Raw genomic sequence first — 24,734 nt, 5'->3', positions numbered from 1 at the left:
CCCTCACACTCCAAGGAAGACAACACGCATGACCGCAATCGCAACATCACTTCAAAACACGGACCTGTGGATCGGCGGACACTACGTTCCTGGCGCCAATGACCAGATTCCTGTCCTCAACCCGTCCACCGGTGAAACCATCGCCACCGTCGCAAACGCCGACGAGAAGCAGGCGACCAACGCCGTTGATGCCGCTGCCGCAGCCCTGCCCGCGTGGAAGGCCCTTGCCCCCAGGGAACGAGCCGAAATCCTTCGGCGCTGCTTCGAGCAAATGACCCGTCGCGCGGAAGAAATCGCCCAGCTGATCTCAACCGAGAACGGGAAGACCCTGGCCGACGCCCGCGGCGAGACAGCCTACGCCGCAGAATTCTTCCGCTGGTACTCCGAGGAGGCGGTCCGGGCCCGGGGGCACATCAGCGTCTCCCCCTCCGGCAAGAACCGCATCCTGGCCCAGTACGAACCGATCGGAGTGGCCGTCCTGGTCACCCCGTGGAATTTCCCCGCCGCCATGGCGACCCGGAAAATCGCACCAGCCTTGGCCGCTGGCTGCACGGTGGTGCTCAAACCTGCCACGGAGACTCCCCTGACGGCGTACCTCATTGCTGAATGCTGCCGCGATGCGGGTGTTCCCGAGGGCGTCGTGAACGTTGTGACCACCCGGAAGTCCGGCCCCGTCGTGTCCGCGATGCTTCACGACGACCGGGTCCGCGCCCTGTCTTTCACGGGCTCCACCGAAGTCGGACGCACCCTGCTGCACGAGTCCGCGGACAACGTCCTGAAGACTTCAATGGAGCTCGGCGGCAACGCACCGTTCCTGGTCTTCGACGATGCTGACCTCGATGAAGCAGTAGAGGGCCTCATGGTTGCCAAGATGCGCAACGGCGGCCAAGCCTGCACCGCGGCGAACCGGATCTACGCGCACCGCAGCATTGCCGACGAACTCGGGCGCAAACTCGCGTCACGCATGGGAGAACTGGCCATGGGAGCTGGCACCGATCCGTCGTCAGGATGCGGGCCGCTGATCAATGCGGACGCCGTGTCCAAGGTCGATGCCCTCGTCTCCGAGGCAGTTGGCGACGGAGCGGAAATCCTGCTCGGTGCCACCCTGCCGAAGGGCCAAGGATATTTCTACCCGCCCACCGTCCTGGCAGGCGTCCAGGCCAGCTCCCGGATCGTCAGGGAGGAAATCTTCGGACCCGTGGCCAGCATCATCGCCTTTGACACCGACACCGAAGCCATCGATGCCGCCAATTCCACAGTCCTGGGGCTTTCCGCCTACATCTACACGAAGGACCTGCAGCGCGGCCTTACCATCGCCGAGCAGATCGAGTCGGGAATGATCGCCATCAACCAGGGACTGCTGTCCGACCCTGCGGCACCCTTTGGCGGGGTTAAGCAAAGCGGCCTGGGCCGCGAAGGCTCCCAGGACGGAATGCTCGAATTCATGGAGACCAAGTACATCGCCACCAAGTGGTGACCACTCCCCGCAGACCAGCGAGCTTCAGGAAGACCTGAACTCGCCCACCCTCAAGCTAGACGACGAAATCAAAGGAGATAGTAGTTGTGAAACCAACCAACAAGCGGTGGATCGTTGTCATCCTCATATTCCTGGCAACATCCATCAACTACCTGGACCGTTCAGTCCTCGGGGTCGCCGGCCCCTCCATGATGAAGGACCTGAACATGGACAAGATCCAGTTCGGCGTGCTCGGCTCCGCCTTCTTCTGGACCTACGCCCTGATGCAAATCCCCGTCGGAGTCCTGGTCGACAAGATCGGCGCCCGCGCCATCTATGCGATCGCCATCGTCTGGTGGTCCATCTGCTCCATGCTCACCGGCATGGTTCGCTCCTTCGGCCTCCTCATCGGCGTCCGTGCACTCATGGGCATCGGTGAATCCCCCGCCTTCCCCACCAACGTCCGGGTCATTTCCGATTGGCTGCCTTCCCGAGAACGCGGACTAGCCAATGGCCTGTTCACCATGGGAATCGCCGTAGGGGCTGGCCTCACCACCCCGGCCGTCGCCTGGGTCGTCACAACTTTGGGATGGGAAACGGCGTTCCTTCTGACCGGTGCGATCGGTGTCATCTGGGCGGGACTGTGGCTCTTCCACTTCACCAACAAGCCCAAGGACAACAGGAAGGTCAACGCGGCCGAACTGGCCCACATCATTTCCGGCAACGCCGCACCCCAGGCCGCCGGCCCCGTCGTGAAGATCCGCTGGGGCCAGATGCTCCGGTCCAAGAACGTCTGGGCCATTCTCTATGGCCTCTTTGCCCAGGACTACCTGCTCTACCTCATGCTGACCTGGCTACCGGTGTACCTCGTCACCGAGCGGAAAATGACCCTCATCACCGCAGGCTTCTACGCCATCCTGCCGTGGGTCTGCGCCTCCATCGGCGCCCTGCTCGGCGGCTACCTGTCAGACCGCATGATCAAAAACGGACTCTCCGCGGTCCGCGCCCGGCGCCGGGTCATGGCCACCGGTATGATCATCTCCCTGGCCATCATCCCGGCAGCCTTCGTAAGCGACCAGCTCTCCGCCGTGCTTCTCATCGCAGCCTCACTCGGAGGCATGATGTTCTCCAACGGTGCATCCTGGGCCATCGTCTCCGAGATCGCACCCAACGGAGCCTCCGGAACCCTTGCCGGAATGCAGAACTTCATCGGCAACATCGCCGGATGGATCGCCCCCATCCTCACCGGATTCATTGCCACCGTCACCGGCAGCTTCATCTCGGCCCTCGTGATCGCCGGTCTGATCGGCGGAGCAGCAGCGGTGATCTACCTGGTGCTGCTCAAAGAACGCAACGAATTCACCCCCGAACGCGCAACCACCTCCAACACTGAAGGAGCACTCCAGTGACCGCATCCCATACCATCCAGGCCGCCGACCTCCTGGAACTTACCGCAAGCATCCTCCACAAAAACGGACTGCCCCATGCGGACGCGCGGATCGTCGCCGACTCCCTCGTCGACGCAGACCTCCGCGGCGTAAGCAGCCACGGTGTCCTCCGCATGGAGACATACCTGCAGCGCCTCAACAATCGCGTCATGAACCCGACGCCGCAGCTGAAGACACTCAGTGAGACACCCGCGACCGCGGTCCTCGACGGCGACAACGGCTTCGGACAGGTCGTATCGCAGCGCGCCGTGGACATCCTGCTCGCCAAGACGAAGGACACCCCGCTCGCAGCCGTCAGCGTCCGTAACAGCAACCACTTCGGCGCAGCGGCCTACTGGGCCGCCCAACTGGCGGAACACGACTTGATCGGCATCACCGTGAGCAACGTCGAACCGCTCATGCCCGCGCCGGGCGGAGCGGAAGCCAGGATCGGCAACAACCCGCTCTCCGTGGTTGTCCCCGCCCTGACCCATCGGCCGATTGTGGTGGACATGGCCACCAGCGTGGTCCCCCTCGGAAAGATCCTCAACGCCAAGAGCAAAGGCGAAGCGATCCCCGAGGGCTGGGGCGTGGACAGCAGCGGCCAGCCGACCACAGTTCCCGACGAAGTCATCAACGGCGGCTCCCTGTTCCCCGTCGGCGGACCGAAGGGCTACGGACTGGCAATCATTGTTGAGGTCCTCTCCGCACTCCTGAGCGGCGGGGAATTCGGCACCGACATCCACTCCATGTACCAGGAGCTCGAAAGCCCCAACAGGATCAGCCACTTCTTCATGGCGATCAAGGTCTCCGCCTTCCTGGACCCGCAGATCTTCAAAGCATCCGTGGACCGCTACATCGACCAGATCAAGAACTCAGCCCTGGCACCCGGCAGCGACGCGATCCGCATGCCGGGCGAGATCGAGCTACGCGTCAAAGACAAAAACACCCAGGACGGAATCAGCCTCCCCGCATCCGTCACCGAAGGTCTCATGGCGCTGGCAAGGAAAGCCCACGTCGGCGAGGACCTGATCAACAACCTCCCCACTGCCTGAAAGGACACACCATGCATTTGCTTCATTTCTATGAAGACGACCGCCCAGTCCTGGGACTGAAAACAGACCGGGGCATCTTCAGCATCCCCCGTGCAGCAGCAAAGCTGAGCGAGCAGGTCCCCGGAGACGTCCAAGAACTCATCGCGCAGGGAGATTCCGGCCTCGAACGGATCAAGAACCTTTACGACAAGACCAGCGGCGTAGACGAGCTCTTTACTTCCGAAGAGGAGACACGTTTCGCCCCCGCGGTCCTTCAGCCGCAGAAGATCATCTGCGTCGGCCTGAACTACATCGACCACGCAGCGGAGTCAAAGATGGAGATCCCGAAATCTCCGATCCTGTTCAACAAGTACAACAACGCACTCACCGGACACAAAAAACCCGTTCGCCTGCCCGCAGGGGCAACACAGTTCGACTACGAAGCCGAACTGGTCGCAGTCATCGGAAAGCGGGCCAGCAACGTCTCCGAGGACGAGGCCCTTGACTACGTCTTCGGATACACCATCGGAAACGACCTCTCAGCCAGGGACCTCCAGTTCCGCACCGGACAGTGGATGCTCGGAAAGTCCTCCGACGGATTCGCCCCCATCGGGCCAATCCTCGTGACCCGGGACGAGCTCGACCCGGCGAACCTGGCAATCTCATGCACGGTCAACGGTGAGGTCCGCCAGTCAGCCAACACCAAAGACATGATCTTCAACTGCGCCTACCTGATCAGCTACATCTCCAAATACATGACCTTGGAGCCAGGGGACGTCATCTTCACCGGCACCCCGGACGGCGTCATCCTGGGCTACCCGCAGGAAAGCCAGAAATGGCTGGCACCCGGCGACGAGATCCAGGTCAAAATCGAAGGAATCGGCACGCTGGTCAACACCCTTACCTAGGGCGACCGTCAACCTGTTCGTGAGAGCGCTCCTGAGTACTTAGGAGACCAATGCAGGGTCCTAGCCCATCTTTGGGGGGAGGAGGCTAGGACCCTGCTGCTTTACGAGGCGGCGACGGCTCAATCGCGGGCCCGGAGTGCCCATTTATCAATGTGTTGCGACCCTTCCCCGGGAGGGCTCTATTCTGGCAGCCGGGGGCTCCCCGACGCCGTACTTGATGAGGTAGCGGTAAAGGGTGGCGCACGCCCTGCGGACCGCGTCGACGGCCTGCTGCGCGGCCTTGCCGGTATTCCACATGTGCAGAATGAGTGGAAGCAGGTGCGGCCCCACGCCCGACCCCCACGCACAGCTACGGAATTGTGCAGATCCTGACAGCAGCCTTTAACGGGCACCGCCCCTTTTGGATTACCGTCAGGCTCGACTACACCCCAAGCTGACGTCCCGGGCGTCTGACAAGGGAGGACTCCGCGCGTGAGCGGAGCCATGGCTTGTTTCAGACGCCCGCCCGGTCCCAACATGTGACACAGCCACCCCTTGCCAGGTCAATTCATCAAAAACCAACATTCGTTGGGCTATTACGACTACTACCCACTCGGATCTTCTGCTCCTCCGACTGTCAGGGTGGGATCTGAGAACATGAAGAACCACTGTCTATAAAACGGAATTCGGGACTGCTGAATGTTTAGTTGACAGCTGGGGTTGATATTTTCTTACGCGGCTAAGGCCGCGTTTTTTATTGTCTCAAACTCGATGGGTGTCAGCCGTCCGAGGGCGCGTTGACGGCGTTTTCGGTGGTAGCTGCGCTCGATCCAGGTCGTGATGGCCAGCCGGAGCTCGGCCCGGGTTTCCCATCGTTTCCGGTTCAGGACGTTCTTCTGAAGCAGGGAGAAGAACGATTCCATCGCAGCATTGTCACCGCAGGCCCCTACCCGGCCCATCGATCCGTGCAGGCCGTAGGTGTTCAGCGCCAAGACGAACTTTCTGGATCTGAACTGGGCGTATTCAACCGGTCGAAGCAACACCTGGTCACGGAGGTGTTGGATGTCGGTTCGCAATCGTCAGAAGCAGGTACGGGCGTATAGGGGGCAGATCCCTTCGCCGGGTCGGCCGTCGGTGGCTTGGCGCGAGGACAGGGTGCGGTTCTGGGTCGCGATCGCCTCTGGTGCGAAGACCCGGGACGCCGGCGTTGCGGCAGGCGTGTCAGAACCGGTGGCGCATCGCTGGTTCCTGCACGCTGGCGGTGTGAATCCTCAGCTGGCCCCGACACTGTCCGGGCGGTATCTGTCCTCGAACGACCGTGAGGACATCGCACTGTGGCGTGCGCAAGACTGCGGGGTGCGGGAGATCGCTCGCCGGCTGGGGCGAAGCCCCTCTACGATCTCGCGGGAGCTGCGTCGGAACGCGTCGACGAGAACGTACCGCTTGGACTACAAGGCCTCGACGGCGCAGTGGCATGCCGAACGACGAGCCCGCCGTCCAAAGACCGCGAAGCTGATCACGAACGAGGGCCTCCGCGATTACGTCAACGACAAGCTCAGCGGACACGTCAGAGCCGGCGGAGGAGAACGTTTGGGGCCGGTCGGCCCGGTCTGGGACGGGAAGAACAAACCGCATAGGGAGGACCGCGAATGGGTGAGGGGGTGGAGCCCTCAGCAGATCGCGAAACGTCTGCCGGTCGAGTTCCCGGATGATCCAACGATGCGGATCTCGCACGAAGCGATCTACCAAGCCCTTTACGTTCCGGGCCGGGGCGGACTGACCAGGCAGCAGGCGTGGCACCTGCGCCGGGGGCGCACGAAACGCACACCAAGAGCGCGAACACGTCAGCAAGCCTGGGCGCATGTCACCGACGCCACAACCTTGAAGAAGAGACCCGCCGAAGCCGACGAGCGGAAAGTCGCAGGCCACTGGGAAGGAGATCTCATCATCGGTCTCAACCGGTCAGCGATCGCGACTCTGATCGACCGCACGACGCGTTTCGCCATGCTCGTTCATCTGCCTCGGCAGAAGGGTTACGGCCTGGTCAAGCCGACAAAGAATGGGCCTGCATTGGCTGGCTACGGGGCGGTCACGATGAAGAACGCACTCGTCCGGACCTTCGAGGTGCTGCCGGCGGATCTGCGCCGCTCCCTGACGTGGGACCGTGGGAAGGAGATGTCCGCGCACGCCCTTCTGACGCAGGAAATCGGGTTGCCGGTCTATTTTGCCGATGCGAAGAGCCCGTGGCAGCGCGGGAGCAATGAACATCTCAACGGGCTACTTCGGCAGTACTTCCCGAAAGGCACCGACATCTCTCGCTGGAGCACTCCAGAGATCCAAGCTGTCGCCGACATCATCAACAACCGGCCGCGCGGCGTCTTAGGATGGCGCACTCCAGCGGAAGCCTTCGCGGACCAGCTAAGCTCAGTCCCAATAGCAACTGTTGCTTCGACCGGTTGAATACGCCCTGGGACCCTCTGTCCGAGTGGACTACCGTGCCGGCCGGTTTCCTCAGGGCCACAGCGTGGTCCAGGGCGGCGACGGCCAGGGACGCTTTCATCCTCCCGTCCATCGAGTACCCGACGATCCGGTTCGAATGCAGGTCCTTGATCGCGCACAGGTACAGCTTGCCCTCCGCGGTGTGGTGCTCGGTGATGTCCGTGAGCCATTTCCGGTTCGGTGCCGTGGCACTGAAGTCCCGTTCGATGAGGTCATCGTGGACCGGAGGGCCGGCCTTGAGCCCTGACCGGCGCCGGCGGTGGATCACCGAGAGGATGCCGTTCTGGGAGCACAGCCGCCAGATCCGGCGTTCGCTGGCCACGGGATGGGGTCCGGCGTTGATCTCATCGGCGATGAACCGGTAGCCGAAGGCAGGATCGTCGCGGTGGTGGTCGTGGGCGGCGTTGATCAGGTGGGCTTCCTCCCAGTCCCGGGTGGGGACGGGGTTGGCGGCCCACTGGTAGTAGGCCTGTCTGGAGAAATTCAGTACCCGGCAGGACACTGCCACGGGGACCCTGATCGGGGCGTCCCTGGCAGCCAGCTCGCGGACCAGCGGGTACATCATTTTTTTGGATTGATGTCCCGGGACAGGTAGGCCACGGCACGGCGCATGACTTCGGCTTCCTGTTCCAGGAGCCGGATGCGTTTGTTGGCCTCCCGCAACTTCGCGGCGTCATCGGACACGGCCCCGGACTTCACCCCATCTTCTCTGTCGGCGATCTTCATCCAGCGGTGCAGTGCAGCGGGCGAGACACCGAAGTCCTTGGCGATCTGGGTGATGGGCGCTTCGCCCTTGCGGGCGACCGCGATGACATCGCGGCGGAACTCTTCGGGAAAGGCTTTGGGCATGATGAACATCCTTTCACCAGCAAGGATCAAATCCTCACAGGCAAAGTGTCAATCAAACCTTCAGGAGTCCCTGGCGTCGCAGTTCTGCCTGTGCTGAGTGCCGACGGCGCGTTGAAGCATCTGCAAGCACCCGGTACGAGAGCATCGAGCAATGGAACTGCTCGCCTCACTCGTCGACATTCTTAAAACCGTCGCGATGCCCCTTGGAATAGCACTCGTTACTGCTCAAGTGACGCTCAAAGCTGGGCGTCAACAAATTCGTGCTCACGCAGCTGAGCGCCATGAGAGCCGCCAGTATGAACACGAAAAACGCCTCGAGGATAACGGAGCGTCAGCGCGTGCTGTCCGAGGCGAGACCATCGAAGCCATCAGTGACGCCATTGACCAATACATGGAGGATGTCCGGAGCGAGAAGAACCCCACCACTGCTGCTGTAGCACGCTCCCTATTCCGACTCTCTACCCGGTGCTCTGCAGACCACTTGGCCGATACATGTCGAAGTTACGTTGAAGACGCTGCTCATGCTCCCGACCGGGGGCACGCTGTAGATGCGATGCTCGATATCCGCCGGCGCCTACTTGGATGGCATATCGACCATCTCACCCTCGAAGACACAGAGCGCCTTATACAGGAGGGCCACCGGGAACTAGTGGAGCACCTCGACGATATCCGAGCGGCTGAGGGCACGAGTTAATGAAGAGACGCTGACGCTGAGTATCTGCGCGGTCTCATTGAGAGTCTTTCCCTGGCTGCGCAGTTGCCGAGCAGCCTCCGTTTTCGAAGGAGTCATCGTTCGAGGGCGGCCGCCAAGTCGCCCTCGTGCTTTGGCCGCCGCTAGACCGGCCTTCGTCCGTTCGGAAAGCCGGGACCGCTCGTATTCAGCCAGGGAGGCGAACATGTCAAAAATGAGCTTGCCGTGTGCGCTCGTCGTATCGAGCCATGGTTCAGCTAGAGAGCGGAAACCTATCCCCCGCTGTCCTAATACCGTTACGATATCGGCCAAGTCCGCAGTGCTACGGCCCAGCCTCGTTAGATCAGTGACTGCCAGGACGTTCCCGGGCTGTAGATAATCAAGGCATTCCTTCCAGCGCATCCTTGCCTGGGTGGCGCCGGACGCGTACTCCTGAAACACGCGCACTGCCCCTGTGGCGACGAGTGCATCCACTTGGGAATCCAGCGACTGCCCGCGGGTACTTACCCTCGCATACCCAATTAGGTTCACAGACACGTCAAAAAGCCTCCCTGCTAAGTTTTGACCAAGCTTCATTTCGGAAACCAGTTTTGACCAACGATATGAGCGCATTTTCTTCATTTCGCGTGTCAGTTTCCGAAGTCGTCTGCACAATGTCCAAAGTCGTCTGCACGGGAGTGCTGGTGGATCCGCAGACACTGAGGCCGCGATCAAAGAATCAGTAACCGAAGGCCGGCTGTCCGGGCTGCCGGCCTTCTGCACCTCGTCGGAACCGGGCAAGACATCGTCGAGGAGGAAACGCAGCGGTGCTGGACCGATGGCAGACCTGGCTCAAGGGGCAAGACGCTGATGCCGTCGGCAGCGGGCAGCTACCGGTGATCAACGAAGCCCCCGACGCGGGTTTTACCTCTGCCCATCGAAGGAACGGACCCCCAGTTCACGATGTATTGGCGCTCTTCGGAGCAAGAACGCCCGTAACGGTCCTTCTTCGGAGCTAGTCCGGTTGCTCGTCGTGGAAGCGCCAGCCTCCGTCTTTTGTGAAGGCTGCGATGACTGAGCCCTTACCGAAGGTGGGTTTGGGGTCAGGTGAGAAGAGCAAAGCTGCGCTGATGCATTCCAGACCCCGCAACGCGTCTTTTGCCTTGGCAAGCGCGTGATTGAAGTCCAGGCCGTCCACCGTGAAGCAACCCGCACTAACCTCTGTTAGGTATTCGAGTAAATACGGCATACCGAAAGCCTGACTACTCGGGCGGCTGCCAGCTATGGTCCAAAGACCCGGCTTATTGCACGAATATTCCACATGTGGGAGCTAGACCTGATGTGCGGTAGACAACCTTCCTGGACGGGAAGACGCTCTATGGGCCGGGCGGTGCCTCCCGCCCATCGTTCGCTATACGCTTCCCAGCCTGTACGCGTTCAGGCCAGCCTTGGACAGAGGACGACGCAGCGGCGGTCCGGGATACTGGCGCCCCCTCCGCGGCTACCCACTGGAGGACCAACACAACCTCTAGCTCTGGTGAATCGTGTGTACCCTGTGACCATCAGGGCGTTGAACGTGAACCAGGGACCCTTACCAGCGGGGGATTGTTTGATACAGCGATGGCACCGCTGAGTCACTGACATCTCCGAGCGGGGCGCGGTGAGGCGCCGGCGCCGTGCTCACGGGTTCGGGGTTACTTTCAGTTTCTCCCTTTAGGCTGGAGCCACCGCGACCTGCTCGGGGTCGCGTGGAGGGGATTCGTGCAGATGACTAACGTGAATGAGCCGCCAGCGCCACCGTTGTTGGAGGTCAGCAACCTGCGCGTCGTTTACGGGACTCGAACGGCCGTGGACGGTCTGACCTTTGGCATTCTCCGGGGAGAGATCTTCGGTCTGCTCGGCCCCAATGGTGCCGGGAAGACGAGCACTCTCAGCGCCCTGGAAGGATTGATCAAGCCTGCATCCGGCCGCGTACGCGTCAACGGAATGGATGTTCAACAGCATCCTTCAGAGGTGAAATCCCTGCTCGGTGTGCAGTTACAGTCCTCCAGCTTCCAGGACGAACTGGGCATCGGGCAGATCGTGAAACTCTACGGGGGCCTGTACGGGGTGGAACTCTCGAGGGAGCAGATCAGCGAGAGCATGACCAGCATCGGACTCGGCGAGGAACTCGGTAAAAGGTTCAAACAGCTCTCCGGTGGCCAGCAACAACGACTCGCGCTCTTCATCGCGTCCCTCCACAACCCCCTGCTGCTCCTGCTGGACGAACCAACCGCAGGGCTGGACCCGCAATCCCGGCGCGCATTGTGGGGCCGGATCGACCGGCTGCGCGGTGACGGCAGCAGCATCCTGCTCACCACCCATTCCATGGAGGAAGCCCAGGCTGTGTGTGACCGGGTGGCGATCATCGACCACGGGACGCTGCTCACGGTAGGGACACCCGCCCAGCTGATCACCAAACATAAGGATGATCCCGAGGTGCTGGCCGTAGCACGCGGCCCGGTCACCCTCGAAGACGTTTTCATTGGACTGACGGGAAGTGAGTTCCATGACTGAGACAAGTACCAGTACAGGGCGCGGACGGATGGGCCTTGCGATGCGGTCCCTGCTTCGCGCGGACGCCGCAGTGCTGCTGCGCAGCAGGGTCTCGACAGTGCTCAGTGTTCTCCTGCCGATCGTGATCCTGGTGGCCACGACCTTCGGCAAAGCCCAGCCGCGGCTCGGCAGCCCCGAAGCCGTCCTCGGCCTGGCACTGACCCTCGGCCTGGTCACGTCCTGCCTGCTGGGCTACAGCCTGACCCTGGCGCACGACCGTGAAGTCGGTGTGCTGCAACGGCTTCGCGTCACCCCAGCGCCCACCTGGATGATCATGGCCAGCAGGCTCCTCGTGCAGATAACCTCCAACCTCGTCGCCTCGGTCATCGTCGTCATTGTCGGGACCATCCTGCACGGGCTCTCACTCAGCATCGGCCAGTATGCCCTCGTTATCGCCGTCGCCGTCCTCGGCGCAGCAATGTTCCTCTCTATCGGCCAGGCACTCGTTGCCTTGGTGAAATCCACTGCCGCCATCAACGCCATCGGCCGGGTCCTTTTCATCATCCTGATACTCCTGGGCCTCCTTGGCGGAACCGGGATCCTGGGCGACACCATCAAAGTCATCGCACAGTGGTCACCGATCGGTGCCCTTATGACGCTCTTCTCCGACGCGCTGAACAATGTGGCTTGGAACGATCAGGACGGCTTCTCGCTGCTGGCCTGCGCCGGATACATCGTCGTGTTTTCCTTCGTCGGAATCCGGTGGTTCCGCTGGGAATCCCGGTAACCAGGAGCCGGCCAGACCTCGCCATTGCCCGGGTATTGGAAGACGGCGCAGAGCTTCCTTAACGACAAGTTCAGGCCCCCGCTCTGCGCCGGCCAGAAAAGTCAGTGGATTGGGCCATCAGGTCATCTGTGACAATCCATATTGATCCCAGCAGCGTTTCCAGGGGACGGTGCTTCTCTTACCTCACTGGACTGGTCGTCCCCGTCCGGCGATGGCGTCGAGTACCTGTTCGGTGCTGATGCCGCGTTGCTCTTTGGCGTGATCGATGGCGAACTGAAGCGCTTCGCCTCGTTGCCCTTTTCGGAGCTCAGCTTTCACTCTCGTGCGTCCCAGCTTCTGCGCAGCAGCTACCCGGTGATGGCCGTCCGCCAGTAGCAGCACACCCTCGACGTCGAAGACTACGACAGGCAGTGACTCGTCGAGGTGCTGCAGGTAATACGACACCCGATCGGGGTCCAAGTAGGGACGGCTTCGTTCCAGGGAATCCTCGGCCAGCCGGGAGATTGGAAGGTCCACAGTTACCATGCGGCCAGTCTGACGTCACGCCTTTTCGTTGTCCATGCCTCGGCTACTGGAGACGGTCTAAGGTGACGACACGCTGTCTGCGCTCCGTACCAAAGAAGCTGGAAACTGAGCTACTGGGCTGATAGTTCTTCGACAACCCAGGACAAGATAAGAGCGTCATACTCGTCTAAGCCCAGAAGTCCGTAAATGCCGGCCTCAAAGTCGAGCTCATCGGCGTCGCCGCCGTAGGCAAAATACCTTAGCCAGATCGTGAAGATGTCGATCTCGTCTCGTTGCACCATATCCAATGCTGCTTGGCGCGGATCGCCCATAACGACATTCTCGTTACTGCCGCAGTGACCTTCGCCCGGCGGCCGCTCGCATGATCTTTTATCCCCGCTGTTGGAGTTACCGTCCATGATGACAACTTCCCCCACCCGAAGTCATCCCTTTTCAGCAAAACCGCGCAATGCACCAGGGAACGCCGCGGTAGGTTCACTCGATCCTGGTAGCGCGGCCGGCCCTGCGGTTGCTTTCTTCAACGCCTATCTCGTACCGGACGATGGCGGACGGTTCAGGCGCAGGAGTATCCAGGTCCCGGAAGAGAGCGTCCAGTAGCCCGGCCAGTTGTTCATCGGACATGGCGGAAGTGACGACCTCGGGTCCTGTGGAGTCTTTGATGATTCTGCCAAGGTGTGGGTCCGTCATCGTCAGGTGTCGCCCCTGTGCCAGCTAATGACCAATGCTGCCCCCTCCAGTCCCGCTCTTAGTGGGTGATCCCAGCGTACGGCCGGCAGGGCAGCAGCGACAGAGTGCGCGAGACCGCTGACTATGGAAACCTGTGGAAATTATTCTCTGGCCACCCCGTAACAAGGCGAGAGAGTAGGTGTGGATGTGATCATCCTGTCTGGGCTCAGAGGTGTTCGTTGAGTTCGTCGCGCAGCTGCACCATGGTGAGTTGGCCGCAGATTTCCATTTCCGTCAGCAGCACCCGAACCTTGTCCATCCGCTGCTTCCGGACCGCGTCCTCCATCTTCAGTGCCAACTGCTCAAGCCGGAGTGCTCCCAGCATTCCGGCGGACGTTTTCACACTCAATACCGCATCCATCAACGCCTCGCCATCGGCCGCGTTCAGCGTGGAAACCGTTGCCCAAAATCAGCAAGGAAAGGAAGAGCCGAACACCCCCTCCGGCCCACTGTGCCCTCCCCTCAGGCATGGTCCTTCACACGGTGGTCATGGAGGATCCACGGACGTTTAGGGTTTCATCAGGTTCCTCCCACCGCAGCAGGTTGGCCAATACCTAGCTATGTGGCCTGACCGTTGCCGATGGGATGTGAGCTGGCCGCAGTGGAGCTCGTCAGGGGGCCGGGCCGGGCGGCAGGACCGGAGCGCTGTTCAGCCCCGCCGGCGTGAATCCAAGGTGAAGAAACTTTGACCTGAAGCGTGCCCGCAAGACGGTCGGTCGGGCACAAAGGCACCGAGCGGTGGTCACTTCGATTTAAGAAGCTTTTCGCCGTCGGCGCGCAATTCTCCTTTGGGTGAGACGTGCCTGTAAAGGGTCTGGCGGGTGATGCCGAGCTCGGTACAGAGTTCGCTGACCTTGGTGCCAGGCTTGCCCATGGATGCCATGGCCAGACGGAGCTTCGCCGGGCTCATTTTGTAGGGTCGTCCCCCGTTTCGGCCGCGGGCCCTGGCGGAGGCCAGGCCCGCGAGGGTTCGTTCCGAGATGAGTTCGCGTTCGAATTCGGCGAGGGCGGCGAAGATTCCGAAGACGAGCTTTCCGGAGGCTGTGGTGGTGTCGATGGCGGCGCCCTGCCCAGTGAGGACCCTTAACCCGATGCCGCGTTCTGTCAGGTCGTGGACGATGTTGACCAGGTGCCGCAGGTCCCGTCCGAGCCGGTCCAGCTTCCAGACTACGAGGGTGTCCCCCGGCCGCAATGCTTTGAGGCATGCCGCGAGCTGGGGTCGGTTATCTTTCTTTCCGGAGGCCAGGTCTTCGTAGAGCGAGCCAGCGTCGATGCCGGCGGCCAGGAGAGCGTCGCGCTGCAAGTCGGTGGTCTGGGATCCATCGGCCTTTGAGACCCTCATGTACCCAACAAGCATGGCGCGCTCCCCCCATCACTTATACGTTCGTTTAAGTGACAGCAGACCCTCTGATCGATTCGAAATCGAAACGTGTCACTTATGTGACTGTTCGTTCAGATTGGCGGCTAAATCGCAGCTCAGAATGGCGGTCTGCGGCACCGGTCGTCTTGCATCGCATGGGATACGCGACGCGAAGGTTTTGCGACACCGATTCGGCCAGGAGACGGGGCCAGCCGCGCAAGTCAAAAGCTTTCCTGTGTCCACTGCATGGCCAGGATTACGGGTTGCTGTGTTGAGAGAAAACGCCTCGTTGAATGGGCAGGCCCGGAACCAAGGTCAGCGACCTCTAAGCCGAACTCGGGATCACCCCGCCCGACCCCGTACCGGCCACGTATCACCGAAGGGGAACTGCTGGCTTACGGGGGCGCGCCCAAGGCTGCAGGGCAGCACCGGAGGCGGAGTCTAGCAAAGACTAATATTCAAAACGTCTCATTCATGTCCAAGTTGGTATTTCTGTTTACTAATCTGCGCAGCCTAGTCTGTTTGGGACGGAGAATTCAGCCTGCGTCGGACTTGTGAGGGGCTTCAATGGAGACGCGTCATCTCAAATACTTCATCGCTGTTGCCGAGGAGCGGCATTTCGGCCGGGCAGCGAAGCGGCTGCACATAGCCCAGCCCCCTCTGTCCCAGCAGATCCGCCAGCTAGAGGAACAACTCGGCACGCTCCTGCTGGTGAGGACCACCCGGAAAGTTGAACTGACGCCCGCCGGGCAGCTCCTACTGGACCGCGGACGGCGGTTCGTGGACGCGCTTGAGGCGCTGGAATCCGACGTCGCCCAGGTGGGTGCTGGCGTCACCGGTGTCATCCGGGCCGGCTTCACCGGCACGGCCACGTACCGGCTGATGCCTATCATCGTGCAGTCGGCGCGCCGCCGACTTCCTGGACTGCGTATTACGGTCCAGGGGGAAATGCTGACCCCGCAGATAGAGGCAGCACTTGAGGAGGGACGTCTCGACGTGGCCGTGCTGCGGCCGCCGGTGCGTTCTAGTGAGGTGGAGCTGAAGTTCCTTGAGCAGGACGAGTTGGTGGCGGCCCTGCCGGCCGATTCCGAGCTGGCAGAAAAAGGCACGCTGGACATCAAAGATCTTGCGGAACAGGACTTCATTGGCTATCCGGCGCATTCGTCCGTGAACACGATCTTCATGGACGCCTGTCGGCAGGCAGGTTTCAAACCGCGGATGGTCCAAGAGGCGACAGAGACGTCCACCTTGCTCTCGCTTGTGGCGGCCGGAACCGGCATTGCCCTGGTGCCCATGACATCTCGGATGTTCACCTTCCATGGCGTCGCCTTCCGACCCTTGCGGAATCCGCCGCCTGTGGACCTGGCCGTGGCCTGGAACCGGAACAACCGGACCCCCTTGATCGACAACTTCCTCGCTCTCTTCGACACCCTGCCCAACATTGCGCCGGCAGCGGCCGTAAACAAAGGACTCAGCACATGAAGATTGAGCGCATTGAAGCCATCCCTTATGCCATCCCGTACGCACGCCCCTTGAAGTTTGCCAGCGGCCAGGTGACAACTGCAGAGCATGTCCTGATCCGCGTGTACACCGATACCGGCATCGTCGGTGTGGCGGACACCCCGCCGAGGCCTTACACCTACGGGGAGACCCAGGATTCCATCATCTCCGTGGTGACCAAGGTGTTCGCACCTCAACTGATCGGCCTGGACCCTCTGGACCGGTCAAAGGTCCAGCAGATTCTGCGGCGTACCGTCAACAACCCCACGGCCAAAGGTGCCTTGGACATCGCGCTGTGGGACGCCCTCGGCATTTCCCTGGGAACACCTGTACACAAGCTGCTGGGCGGATTTACGGACAGCATGCGGGTTTCGCACATGCTGGGTTTCAAGCCGGCCGCCAAGCTCCTGGACGAGGCCCTGGAATTCCGCAGCGTGTACGGTATCAATACCTTCAAGCTGAAGACCGGCCGGCGGCCGCTTGAGCTGGATATCGAGGCGTGCCGGGTGCTCCGTCAGGGGCTGGGCCCGGAGACGGAGATCTACCTGGACGCCAACCGCGGCTGGACCGCCAATGAGGCTATGGAGGTGCTGCGCCGCACCGAAGACCTGGGCTTGTCCATGCTCGAGGAACCGTGCGAAGTGGGCGAGGCCCTGGGGCGCCGGAGGCTGGTCCAGCACTCCAGGCTCCCCATCGTCGGAGACGAAAGCATGCCCACCCTGGGCGATGTGTCCCGCGAACTGCTCTCGGGCGGCAGCAACGCCGTGTGCATCAAGACGGCCAGGAGCGGCTTCACGGAAGCACAACAGATTTTGGGGCTCTGCGTGGGCCTGGGCGTGGACGTCACCATGGGCAACCAGATCGATACGCAGGTGGGCAGCCTGGCCACAGTCACCTTTGGCGCGGCATTCGAGGCCAGCTCGCGGCGGGCCGGGGAGCTATCGAACTTCCTGGACATGACAGATGACCTGCTGGCCGATCCTCTGGGCATCGTCGACGGCGCTATCAGGGTCCGCGACGTTCCAGGCGTGGGTGCCGAAATTGATCCCGACAAGCTGGCCAAGTACCGCCAGGACTGACAACCTCTTGGAGAAGACATGCTGTATCTGGTCCGAATGGACGTCACCATCCCGAACGACATGCCCCAGGAAACTGCTGAAGCCATCAAGGCTGAGGAACGCGAGTACTGCCAGGGACTCCAGCGGGATGGCCGCTGGAAGCATTTGTGGCGCGTGGTGGGCGAATACTCCAACTACTCGGTTTTCGACGTTGCCGACAACGATGAACTGCACGCGCTGCTCTCCGGGCTTCCGCTCTTCCCCTACATGGTCATCAAGGTCACCCCGCTCGCCAAGCATCCGTCCGCCGTCGAACAGCCGACGGATGATTCCCCACGGATTCATATGTAAAAGCTTTCAATCTAGCCTAAATAAGTATTTCACTTCGCTCAATTCGACTCCTAGGCTTGTTCCATAATCAGGATGTGATCCGGCGCACAATGGGCCGATTGACTCCGGGCGCCGGAGGAGCATCGCTGAGTCGTTCAGAGACAAAGGAGTCATCATGAAGACGGAAACTCAGGCAACCGCCGCCGCTTCAGGCGCAGGGGCCACCGCCCGGTTCCGGGAGAACAAGCAGTTCACCGCGGCAACGAGCCAGGAGCGCGTCAGCAAGCTCGCAGGCCGTGTCATCAAAGCCGTCAACGACACCGTCCTTGAAGAACATGTCAGTTACGACGAGTACAACGCCCTCAAGGCGTGGCTCATCAAGGTCGGCGAAGACGGCGAGTGGCCGCTGTTCCTGGATGTTTGGGTGGAGCACTCAGTGGAGGAAGTGGCCAACGCCAACCGGCACGGCTCCAAGGGCACCATCGAGGGCCCCTACTACCTGCCGGATTCGCCCGAACAGAACACCCCGGCCACACTCCCCATGCGCGACGACGAGCCCGGCACCCCGTTGCTGTTCCAAGGCCAAGTCACCAACGTTGCCGGCCAGCCGCTCGCTGGCGCCAAGATCGAAATCTGGCACGCCGACGACCTCGGCTTCTACTCCCAGTTCGCCCCGAACCTCCCGGAATGGAACCTCCGCGGCACCGTGGTGGCGGATCAGGAGGGCAATTTCCAGATCAACACCATGCAGCCCGCCCCCTACCAAATTCCCACGGACGGAGCCTGCGGACAGCTCATCGCCGCAGCCGGCTGGCACGCCTGGCGCCCGGCACACCTGCACCTCAAGGTCTCGGCACCGGGGCACCAGCTCATCACCACCCAGCTGTATTTCGAAGGCGACCAGCACGTCGCCGACGACATCGCCTCGGCGGTCAAGCCCGAACTTGTCCTGGCGCCGACCGACCGCACAGACGGTGCGGGCCGGGAAGTCACCTACGACTTCGTCCTCGACCCGCAGGACTGACACCCGGGACCACCCGGCGGACACACACCAACACCCCTCTGGCGGGCCGCAAGTACCGCATGCAAGCAACTGGCCCGAACAAACCACCCACCCTGATACCGCCTTGCCGAAAACAGGCCAAATCCTTAGGAGGCAGCAGTGACTCAGCAAGCAGTCATGGCTCCGATTGACACCCGCGAACTGCGTCACGCCTTCGGCACGTTCGCCACCGGTGTCACGGTGGTCACCACACGCTCGGACGACGGAGTACCGCACGGCGCGACTGTCAACGCCTTCACCGCCGTCTCCCTGGATCCGCCACTGGCCCAGGTGACGCTGACCCGGACGTCCCGGGCCGCCCGCTACCTGGAGGGCGCACCCTTCGCTATCAACATCCTCTCCCTGGAGCAGATGGACGTTGCCCTGCACTTCGCCGGCAAAGTCATGGACGAAGAACCGGAATGGACCGTCGACGGCACCGTGCCCGTGCTGACCAAAAATGCGGCAACGCTCGAATGCCGGCCCTGGAATATCTATGACGGCGGCGACCATATCATCGTCGTCGGCGAAGTCATCGCTATGGAGATCACGCGGCGGCCCCCGCTCCTGTTCTACGGCGGAAAGTTCCGCGAAATCGGAAGGCTGGTTGAAGGCGCCCCCTGGGACCACTCCGGCGACGCCCCCGAGTCCGGCTGGTTTGCTGGCTCCAGCTCCTTCAAACCCTTCACCAACCCTTAACCCTTCCGCAGTCTTTCCTGAAAGGAAATATCATGACCGAGACCCTCGACCAGAATGTTCCTTCATCCGGCCCCTCCATGGATGAAAGGACCACGCCCGCTAACCCGAAGATGCCAATGACGGGGGATGAGTACATCAACTCGCTCAAGGACGACCGGGAAGTGTGGATTTATGGTGAGCGCGTCAAGGATGTGACCACCCACCCGGCGTTCCGGAACTCCATCCGCATGGCGGCCAGGCTCTACGACGCCATGCACAAGCCCGAGTTGCAGGACAAGCTGATGGTGCCTACGGACACCGGGTCCGGGGGCAAGACGATGTCTTTCTTCCGCACCCCGCACAGTGTGGAGGACCTGAAGAAGGACCGCGTCGCGATCGAGACCTGGGCGCGGATGAGCTACGGCTGGCTCGGCCGCTCCCCGGACTACAAGGCAGCTTTCCTGGGCACCCTGGGCGGCATGCCGGACTTCTACGAACCGTTTCAGGAGAACGCGAAGCGTTGGTACAAGGAGTCCCAGGAGAAGGTCCTGTACTGGAACCACGCGATCATCAACCCGCCGGTGGACCGCCACCTCCCGCCGGACCAGGTGGGCGACGTGTTCATGAAGGTCGAGAAGGAAACAGACTCCGGCCTGGTCGTTTCCGGAGCCAAGGTCGTTGCCACCGGCTCGGCCATCACGAACTACAACTTCATCGCCCACTACGGCCTGCCCATCAAGCGCAAGGAATTCGCCCTGATCTGCACCGTTCCGATGGATGCGCCCGGGGTGAAGCTGATCAGCCGCGCCTCCTACAGCCACCAGGCCGCTGTGATGGGCACTCCTTTTGATTACCCGCTCTCGTCCCGGATGGACGAAAACGATTCGGTCTTCGTGTTCGATAAGGTCCTGATCCCGTGGGAGAACGTCTTCGCTTATGGGGATGTGGAGAAGATCAACAACTTCTTCCCGCAGACCGGGTTCATCAACCGCTTCACCTTCCAGGGCGTCATCCGCCTCGCCACAAAGCTGGACTTCATCGCCGGCCTGTTGCTCAAAGCCCTCGAAGTTGCTGGTACCCAGGACTTCCGCGGCGTGCAGACCCGCGTCGGTGAGGTCCTGGGCTGGCGCAACATGTTCAACGCACTCATCGACGGGATGACGCTGAACCCCGACCAAGGCCCCAACGGCACCGTTCTTCCGAAGCTGGACTACGGCCTGGCGTACCGGATGTTCATGGCCATCGGTTACCCGCGGATCAAGGAAATCATCGAACAGGACGTCGCCTCCGGCCTGATCTATCTGAACTCCTCAGCGCTGGACTTCAAGACCCCGGAAATCCGGCCCTACCTGGACAAGTACGTCCGCGGGTCCGACGGCGTGGAAGCCGTGGACCGGGTCAAACTCATGAAGCTCCTCTGGGACTCCATCGGCACCGAATTCGGCGGCCGCCACGAACTCTACGAACGGAACTACTCCGGCAACCACGAGAACGTCAAGGCCGAGATCCTCTTCGCCGCCCAAGCACAGGGCACCACGGACTCCATGAAGGGTTTCGCGGACTTGTGCATGTCCGAGTACGACCTGGACGGCTGGACCGTCCCTGACCTCATCAACAACGACGACGTCAGCCTGTTCCTCAAGCGCAGCTGAGCCTGCTCACACAAGTCAATCATTTTAGGGGCACCCCCGGCCTGGTTTCGGGGGTGCCCCTCGCACAACAAGCACACCCGCCCGCCGGCAGAGTCGCCTGCGGGTGGAGAAATCTGACAGGAGCCACCTTCATGTGCGATGTCCTTGGAAGTTTGGAATCGGCGGGAGTATCCCGCCGTCGCATGCTTGCCAGTTTCGGGTTGGGCGCCGCGGCCGTGACGCTCACGGCCTGCACACCGACGTCGGGAAGTGCCGGAGCGACCGCGTCGGCCAGGAAGTTTGGTCCTGCCGCCGCTGATGGCCACCGCACTCGCCTGGTGCTTTTGGGCACCTCCGGTGGCCCGCCCTACTGGCCGGGCGGAACACGGGAAGGCATTTCCTCGGCACTTGTTGTCGGGGACCGCTACTATCTCATCGACGCCGGCCACGGGGTCATGCGCCAATTGCGGGCAGCGAAACTCGGGCCGAATTTCGACAAGGACCTGGACGGGCCGCTCGACGTGCTCGCGGGGATATTCCTCACGCACCTCCACTCGGACCACGTCGTTGACCTGAACAACATCCTCAGCGAAGGACTGTACAACGGACTCCAGACGGTCAAGAAGATCCCCATCTGGGGTCCAGGCAACCGGGGCCAGGTCCCGGCGCTCTTCGGCTCCGGTGTTGCCCCCGAACCGGTTAGCCCAGGGAACCCGACGCCGGGAACGAAGGAAATGACGGATCTGATCGTTCAGGCCTATGCCACTGACTTCAACGACCGGCTCTTCGACAACCGCAAACCCCGCCCGGAGCAGTTGTGGGAGGCCCATGACGTGCCCGTTCCCGCCCAGTACCTGAAGAGCCCGAACACGCAACCGTGCCCCGAGATGGATCCGTTCACCTTCTACGAGGACGACCACGTCAAGGTTTCGGCAACGCTCGTGAACCACGCCCCCGTGTTCCCGGCCCTGGCCTACCGATTCGACACCGCAGACGGTTCGGTGGTGTTCTCCGGCGACACTGGGAAAAATCCCAACCTCGTGAAGCTCGCCAAGAACACAGACGCCCTGGTGCATGAGGTCATCGACAAGGCATGGCCGGAGTCGCTCTTCCCCACGCCACGCACACCGGCACAGGAAGGACTGTATGAACACCTGGTCAAGGCACACACCTTGATCGAGGACGTCGGCCCCGTGGCACAGGAAGCGCGAGCCAAAACACTTGTTCTCTCGCATCTTGTCCCGGGAAACAGGCCCGATGAGGTGTGGGCGGATTGCGGCAAGGGCTTCGACGGGCAGCTCGTGATCGGCCACGACCTCGACGTCATCGGCATCGGAACCGCCACGGCGTAGGCAGCCGGCAGACCCTGCAGCTGCCCGCAGCAGGGTCTGCAGTCTGGGCACCTAACTGCAGCCTTGACAGTTACGATCACAATTCCAAGGAGGAAGGAGGGCCGATGGCACTTCAATTCGAGCACGTAGCCCCGCACCAACGGGTCCTCTTCGGATCCGGCACGGCTGCCGCGCACCTGGCCGCAGAGGCTTCGCGACTTGATGCACTCCGGGCGATGCTGATATCCAGCCCCAGGGACAGCACAATGGCCCGGAACCTCGCCGCAGGCGTTCCGGTCGTGTTGGACTACCACGGCGTTGCCCAGCACGTTCCTTCGGCCAAGGCCGTCGCGGCCCGTGATGCCGCATCCTCCCACGATGTTGATCTCCTGATCGCTGTCGGTGGCGGGTCCGCAATTGGCCTGGCCAAGGCCATCGCCCTCACCACAGGGCTCCCCATCATCGCGGTGCCCACAAGCTACGCCGGGTCCGAAGCCACGGATGTCTGGGGCATCACCGAACAATCCCGCAAGTCCACCGGCGTCGATGACCGGGTGCTGCCCTCGGCGGTGATCTACGACGTCACTCTGACGTATTCTCTGCCGGTCAGGCTCTCGGTGACCTCCGGGCTGAATGCCATGGCCCACTGCATCGACGCCCTCTGGGCGCCGCGGGCCAATCCGATCAATGCCGCGCTGGCCAGCGAAGGCATGGGCCTCCTTGCCAGGGGGCTGCCGGCGGTCAGTGCCACGCCCTCAGGATCGCACGGACGCGAGCAGGCCCTCTGCGGAGCATATCTGGCCGCGGCGTCGTTCGCTTCTGCCGGTGCTGGACTGCACCACAAGATCTGTCATGTGCTGGGCGGGACCTTCAACCTGCCCCACGCCGAGGTGCACGCCGTCGTGCTGCCCCACGTCACCGCGTTCAACGTGCCGACAGCACCTGATGCCGGCCGGCGCATCGCCACAGCCCTGGCCAGCTCCGAGGCCCTTGCCGGGCTCACAGCCCTCTACGAAGCCCTCGACGCCCCGTCCGCGCTGCGAGACCTTGGCTTCAACGAAGACCAGATCCCCGCAGCCGCCAAACTCATTCTGCCCACCGTGCCGCCATCGAACCCCCGCCGCGTCGGCACCGCGGACCTTGAAAGGCTGCTGCATGCCGCATGGGCCGGAACCAACCCGGCCCAAAGCGGCGCCTGAGCATCCGACAAGAACCTCCCAGCAACTCCGCCGACGGGCAGGACGACGCCGTCCCGCCACCACGCCGCCTCATCAAAAAGGAAACAGACCGTGATCCCGCTGCTGAACCACCTGGCAATGATGCTGTACCAAGAACACCACCTCGATGCCTTCTCATGGGGCGGGCCACCGTCCCCGGCCGGGGGCCGACTGACATCATCCGCATGGGCCGGCTGGTGGTATGAAGAAAGGAACTCCCGGTCAGAGAAATGAGGCGTGGTGGCCCCGTATAGGTACTCGAACCGCGAGGCTGCTGTCGTATGCAAAAACGACCGTTTCCGCTACAAACTCGGAACTTCTTCCAAGAGTGTGGAGTTCGGCGCTCTCTGGCGGTGTTTTGTTGGCGCTCTTTGTCGTTAGTTGCCGATGACCAGGGTGCTGGCGGCTGCTTCGATGACGTCGTCGGTGATGGTTTCAAGTTGATTGATCTTCAGTACGCGCGTGATCTGGGGGAAGAGTCGCTCGAGCAGCCGGAAGTTGCCGCGTGTGATCCGCTCGATCGCGGCTATCGCTTGGGCGTCGGTGAAGTCGTCGGGGTCGAGTGATCGCCCGATTCTTTTCCAGTGCCGGTCCAGGACGAACAGGAGTTCGTCGCGGCCGAGGGGGCGGTAGCGGTGGGAGAATCCGAGGCGGCTGTAGAGCTGGGGGTAGTGGCGGAATCGTTGGTCGATGCCGGGCATGCCGATGAGGATGATCCCGAGCTGGGTGCGATCGTGTTTGTCCCGGAGGAGTTCCAGGGCTGTTGGGGTGAGGCGTTCGGCTTCGTCGATGATTAGCAGTTCAACCAATTTGGTGATGCCGTTCATGAGGCGAGGGGTTGTTGGATCGTTGCGGTGGAGGTGGTCATCGATGCATGAGGCGATCCGGACCTGTGAGCGGTGGATTTCTGCCATGAGTTCTTTGGGGCGGCAGAGTACTTCGGGGGTGTAGAAGACGGCACGGGTCTTGTTGGCGAGTGAGAAGTGCTTGGCGTCTTCCTCTGCGTCGCGGGCCCGCCAGTCCGTTATGTAGGGTTCCAGCGCATCCCAGTTTGCGTAGCGGCGGGCGGAGTAGGTTTTACCGACGCCGGCGTCCCCATGGCAGATACCGATGGTGCGCTCTTTCCGCACGGCGTTGGCGAACTCGGTGAAGCGCCGGTGTTCCTTGGTCACGATGAATGGCTGGTCCATCA

Annotated in this window: 24 protein-coding genes and 2 pseudogenes; 16 read left to right on the top strand and 10 right to left on the bottom strand. The window is 61.9% G+C overall.

The genetic code is table 11. The features are described from left to right. Nucleotides 1-28: 28 nt before the first annotated feature. The 4 genes from LFT46_RS03765 (at nt 29) to LFT46_RS03750 (ending at nt 4,825) form a co-directional block, all read left to right on the top strand. Nucleotides 29-1,477: an NAD-dependent succinate-semialdehyde dehydrogenase gene (locus LFT46_RS03765; RefSeq protein WP_236821296.1), complete on the top strand. Its 1,449-nt coding sequence runs from the start codon at nt 29-31 to the stop codon at nt 1,475-1,477. 86 nt (nt 1,478-1,563) lie between these two features. Beyond that, nucleotides 1,564-2,865, top strand: a complete 1,302-nt coding sequence (locus LFT46_RS03760) for an MFS transporter (RefSeq protein WP_236821295.1) — start codon at nt 1,564-1,566, stop codon at nt 2,863-2,865. Then, nucleotides 2,862-3,938, top strand: a complete 1,077-nt coding sequence (locus tag LFT46_RS03755; protein WP_236821294.1) for an Ldh family oxidoreductase — start codon at nt 2,862-2,864, stop codon at nt 3,936-3,938. The genes LFT46_RS03760 and LFT46_RS03755 overlap by 4 nt, the downstream gene beginning before the upstream one ends. Nucleotides 3,939-3,949: 11 nt before the next feature. Continuing rightward, nucleotides 3,950-4,825: a fumarylacetoacetate hydrolase family protein gene (locus tag LFT46_RS03750; protein WP_236821293.1), complete on the top strand. Its 876-nt coding sequence runs from the start codon at nt 3,950-3,952 to the stop codon at nt 4,823-4,825. Between the two features lie 710 nt (nt 4,826-5,535). Here LFT46_RS03750 and LFT46_RS03745 read toward each other — a convergent pair. Next, nucleotides 5,536-5,823 (bottom strand): annotated as a pseudogene (locus tag LFT46_RS03745) (integrase core domain-containing protein); the annotation flags it as partial. 43 nt (nt 5,824-5,866) lie between these two features. Between LFT46_RS03745 and LFT46_RS03740 the strand changes: the two are divergent. Then, nucleotides 5,867-7,264 carry an IS30 family transposase gene (locus tag LFT46_RS03740; RefSeq protein WP_168225705.1) on the top strand — a complete coding sequence of 466 codons (1,398 nt, stop codon included), beginning with the start codon at nt 5,867-5,869 and terminating at the stop codon, nt 7,262-7,264. A gap of 7 nt (nt 7,265-7,271) precedes the next feature. On the opposite strand, the pseudogene LFT46_RS03735 reads toward LFT46_RS03740, so the two are convergent. Continuing rightward, nucleotides 7,272-8,152: pseudogene (locus tag LFT46_RS03735) on the bottom strand (IS3 family transposase); the annotation flags it as partial. A gap of 151 nt (nt 8,153-8,303) precedes the next feature. On the opposite strand from LFT46_RS03735, the gene LFT46_RS03730 reads away from it, so the two are divergent. Continuing rightward, nucleotides 8,304-8,846 (top strand): hypothetical protein, encoded by a 543-nt coding sequence (locus LFT46_RS03730; RefSeq protein WP_236822112.1) that lies wholly within the window; start codon nt 8,304-8,306, stop codon nt 8,844-8,846. On the opposite strand, the gene LFT46_RS03725 is transcribed toward LFT46_RS03730, so the two are convergent. Further along, the gene (locus tag LFT46_RS03725) at nt 8,799-9,380 is read right to left on the bottom strand and encodes a recombinase family protein (RefSeq protein WP_236821983.1); all 582 of its coding nucleotides are present in this window, start codon (nt 9,378-9,380) and stop codon (nt 8,799-8,801) included. The genes LFT46_RS03730 and LFT46_RS03725 overlap by 48 nt on opposite strands. Before the next feature lie 457 nt (nt 9,381-9,837). Next, nucleotides 9,838-10,071, bottom strand: a complete 234-nt coding sequence (locus LFT46_RS03720) for a hypothetical protein (RefSeq protein WP_236821292.1) — start codon at nt 10,069-10,071, stop codon at nt 9,838-9,840. A gap of 518 nt (nt 10,072-10,589) precedes the next feature. Between LFT46_RS03720 and LFT46_RS03715 the strand changes: the two genes are divergently transcribed. Both LFT46_RS03715 and LFT46_RS03710 read left to right on the top strand, forming a co-directional pair. Beyond that, nucleotides 10,590-11,378, top strand: a complete 789-nt coding sequence (locus LFT46_RS03715) for an ABC transporter ATP-binding protein (protein ID WP_236821291.1) — start codon at nt 10,590-10,592, stop codon at nt 11,376-11,378. After that, nucleotides 11,371-12,144 carry an ABC transporter permease gene (locus LFT46_RS03710; protein ID WP_236821290.1) on the top strand — a complete coding sequence of 258 codons (774 nt, stop codon included), beginning with the start codon at nt 11,371-11,373 and terminating at the stop codon, nt 12,142-12,144. The genes LFT46_RS03715 and LFT46_RS03710 overlap by 8 nt, the downstream gene beginning before the upstream one ends. 183 nt (nt 12,145-12,327) lie before the next feature. Here the strand turns inward: LFT46_RS03710 and LFT46_RS03705 are convergent, their stop codons facing one another. From LFT46_RS03705 to LFT46_RS03685, 5 genes are all read right to left on the bottom strand, one after another. Further along, nucleotides 12,328-12,669 carry a ParB N-terminal domain-containing protein gene (locus LFT46_RS03705; RefSeq protein WP_236821289.1) on the bottom strand — a complete coding sequence of 114 codons (342 nt, stop codon included), beginning with the start codon at nt 12,667-12,669 and terminating at the stop codon, nt 12,328-12,330. A 110-nt stretch (nt 12,670-12,779) separates the two neighbouring features. Further along, nucleotides 12,780-13,067: a hypothetical protein gene (locus LFT46_RS03700; protein WP_236821288.1), complete on the bottom strand. Its 288-nt coding sequence runs from the start codon at nt 13,065-13,067 to the stop codon at nt 12,780-12,782. Nucleotides 13,068-13,143: 76 nt separating this feature from the next. Then, nucleotides 13,144-13,290 (bottom strand): hypothetical protein, encoded by a 147-nt coding sequence (locus LFT46_RS03695; RefSeq protein WP_236821287.1) that lies wholly within the window; start codon nt 13,288-13,290, stop codon nt 13,144-13,146. Between the two features lie 271 nt (nt 13,291-13,561). Then, nucleotides 13,562-13,738 carry a hypothetical protein gene (locus tag LFT46_RS03690; RefSeq protein WP_236821982.1) on the bottom strand — a complete coding sequence of 59 codons (177 nt, stop codon included), beginning with the start codon at nt 13,736-13,738 and terminating at the stop codon, nt 13,562-13,564. A 399-nt stretch (nt 13,739-14,137) separates the two neighbouring features. Then, nucleotides 14,138-14,752, bottom strand: a complete 615-nt coding sequence (locus tag LFT46_RS03685) for a recombinase family protein (RefSeq protein WP_236821286.1) — start codon at nt 14,750-14,752, stop codon at nt 14,138-14,140. A gap of 570 nt (nt 14,753-15,322) precedes the next feature. Here LFT46_RS03685 and LFT46_RS03680 point away from each other — a divergent pair. The 8 genes from LFT46_RS03680 (at nt 15,323) to LFT46_RS03645 (ending at nt 23,524) form a co-directional block, all read left to right on the top strand. Beyond that, complete coding sequence (locus LFT46_RS03680) at nt 15,323-16,237, top strand: LysR substrate-binding domain-containing protein (RefSeq protein WP_236821285.1); 915 nt, start codon at nt 15,323-15,325, stop codon at nt 16,235-16,237. Beyond that, on the top strand, nt 16,234-17,334 hold the full coding sequence (locus LFT46_RS03675) for a mandelate racemase/muconate lactonizing enzyme family protein (protein ID WP_236821284.1): 1,101 nt from the start codon (nt 16,234-16,236) through the stop codon (nt 17,332-17,334). Before LFT46_RS03680 ends, LFT46_RS03675 begins: the two co-directional genes overlap by 4 nt. A gap of 18 nt (nt 17,335-17,352) precedes the next feature. Continuing rightward, complete coding sequence (gene catC, locus LFT46_RS03670; protein WP_236821283.1) at nt 17,353-17,664, top strand: muconolactone Delta-isomerase; 312 nt, start codon at nt 17,353-17,355, stop codon at nt 17,662-17,664. A gap of 154 nt (nt 17,665-17,818) precedes the next feature. Beyond that, a complete protein-coding gene (gene catA, locus LFT46_RS03665; protein ID WP_236821282.1) occupies nt 17,819-18,667 on the top strand; it encodes a catechol 1,2-dioxygenase in 849 nt (282 codons plus the stop codon). A 138-nt stretch (nt 18,668-18,805) separates the two neighbouring features. Next, nucleotides 18,806-19,384 (top strand): flavin reductase family protein, encoded by a 579-nt coding sequence (locus tag LFT46_RS03660; RefSeq protein ID WP_236821281.1) that lies wholly within the window; start codon nt 18,806-18,808, stop codon nt 19,382-19,384. Between the two features lie 32 nt (nt 19,385-19,416). Further along, nucleotides 19,417-21,015 carry a 4-hydroxyphenylacetate 3-hydroxylase family protein gene (locus LFT46_RS03655; protein WP_236821280.1) on the top strand — a complete coding sequence of 533 codons (1,599 nt, stop codon included), beginning with the start codon at nt 19,417-19,419 and terminating at the stop codon, nt 21,013-21,015. 182 nt (nt 21,016-21,197) lie between these two features. Further along, nucleotides 21,198-22,346 (top strand): MBL fold metallo-hydrolase, encoded by a 1,149-nt coding sequence (locus tag LFT46_RS03650; protein ID WP_236821279.1) that lies wholly within the window; start codon nt 21,198-21,200, stop codon nt 22,344-22,346. Between the two features lie 104 nt (nt 22,347-22,450). Next, nucleotides 22,451-23,524: a maleylacetate reductase gene (locus LFT46_RS03645; protein WP_236821278.1), complete on the top strand. Its 1,074-nt coding sequence runs from the start codon at nt 22,451-22,453 to the stop codon at nt 23,522-23,524. 395 nt (nt 23,525-23,919) lie between these two features. Here the strand turns inward: LFT46_RS03645 and LFT46_RS03640 are convergent, their stop codons facing one another. Continuing rightward, nucleotides 23,920-24,732, bottom strand: a complete 813-nt coding sequence (locus tag LFT46_RS03640; RefSeq protein ID WP_236821277.1) for an AAA family ATPase — start codon at nt 24,730-24,732, stop codon at nt 23,920-23,922. Nucleotides 24,733-24,734 lie beyond the last annotated feature (2 nt).

Origin of the sequence: Arthrobacter sp. FW306-07-I (genome assembly GCF_021800405.1) — a bacterium.
GTDB lineage: Bacteria > Actinomycetota > Actinomycetes > Actinomycetales > Micrococcaceae > Arthrobacter.
Note: the sequence above shows the minus strand (reverse complement) of the source record. Positions and strands in the feature narration are given on the sequence as shown.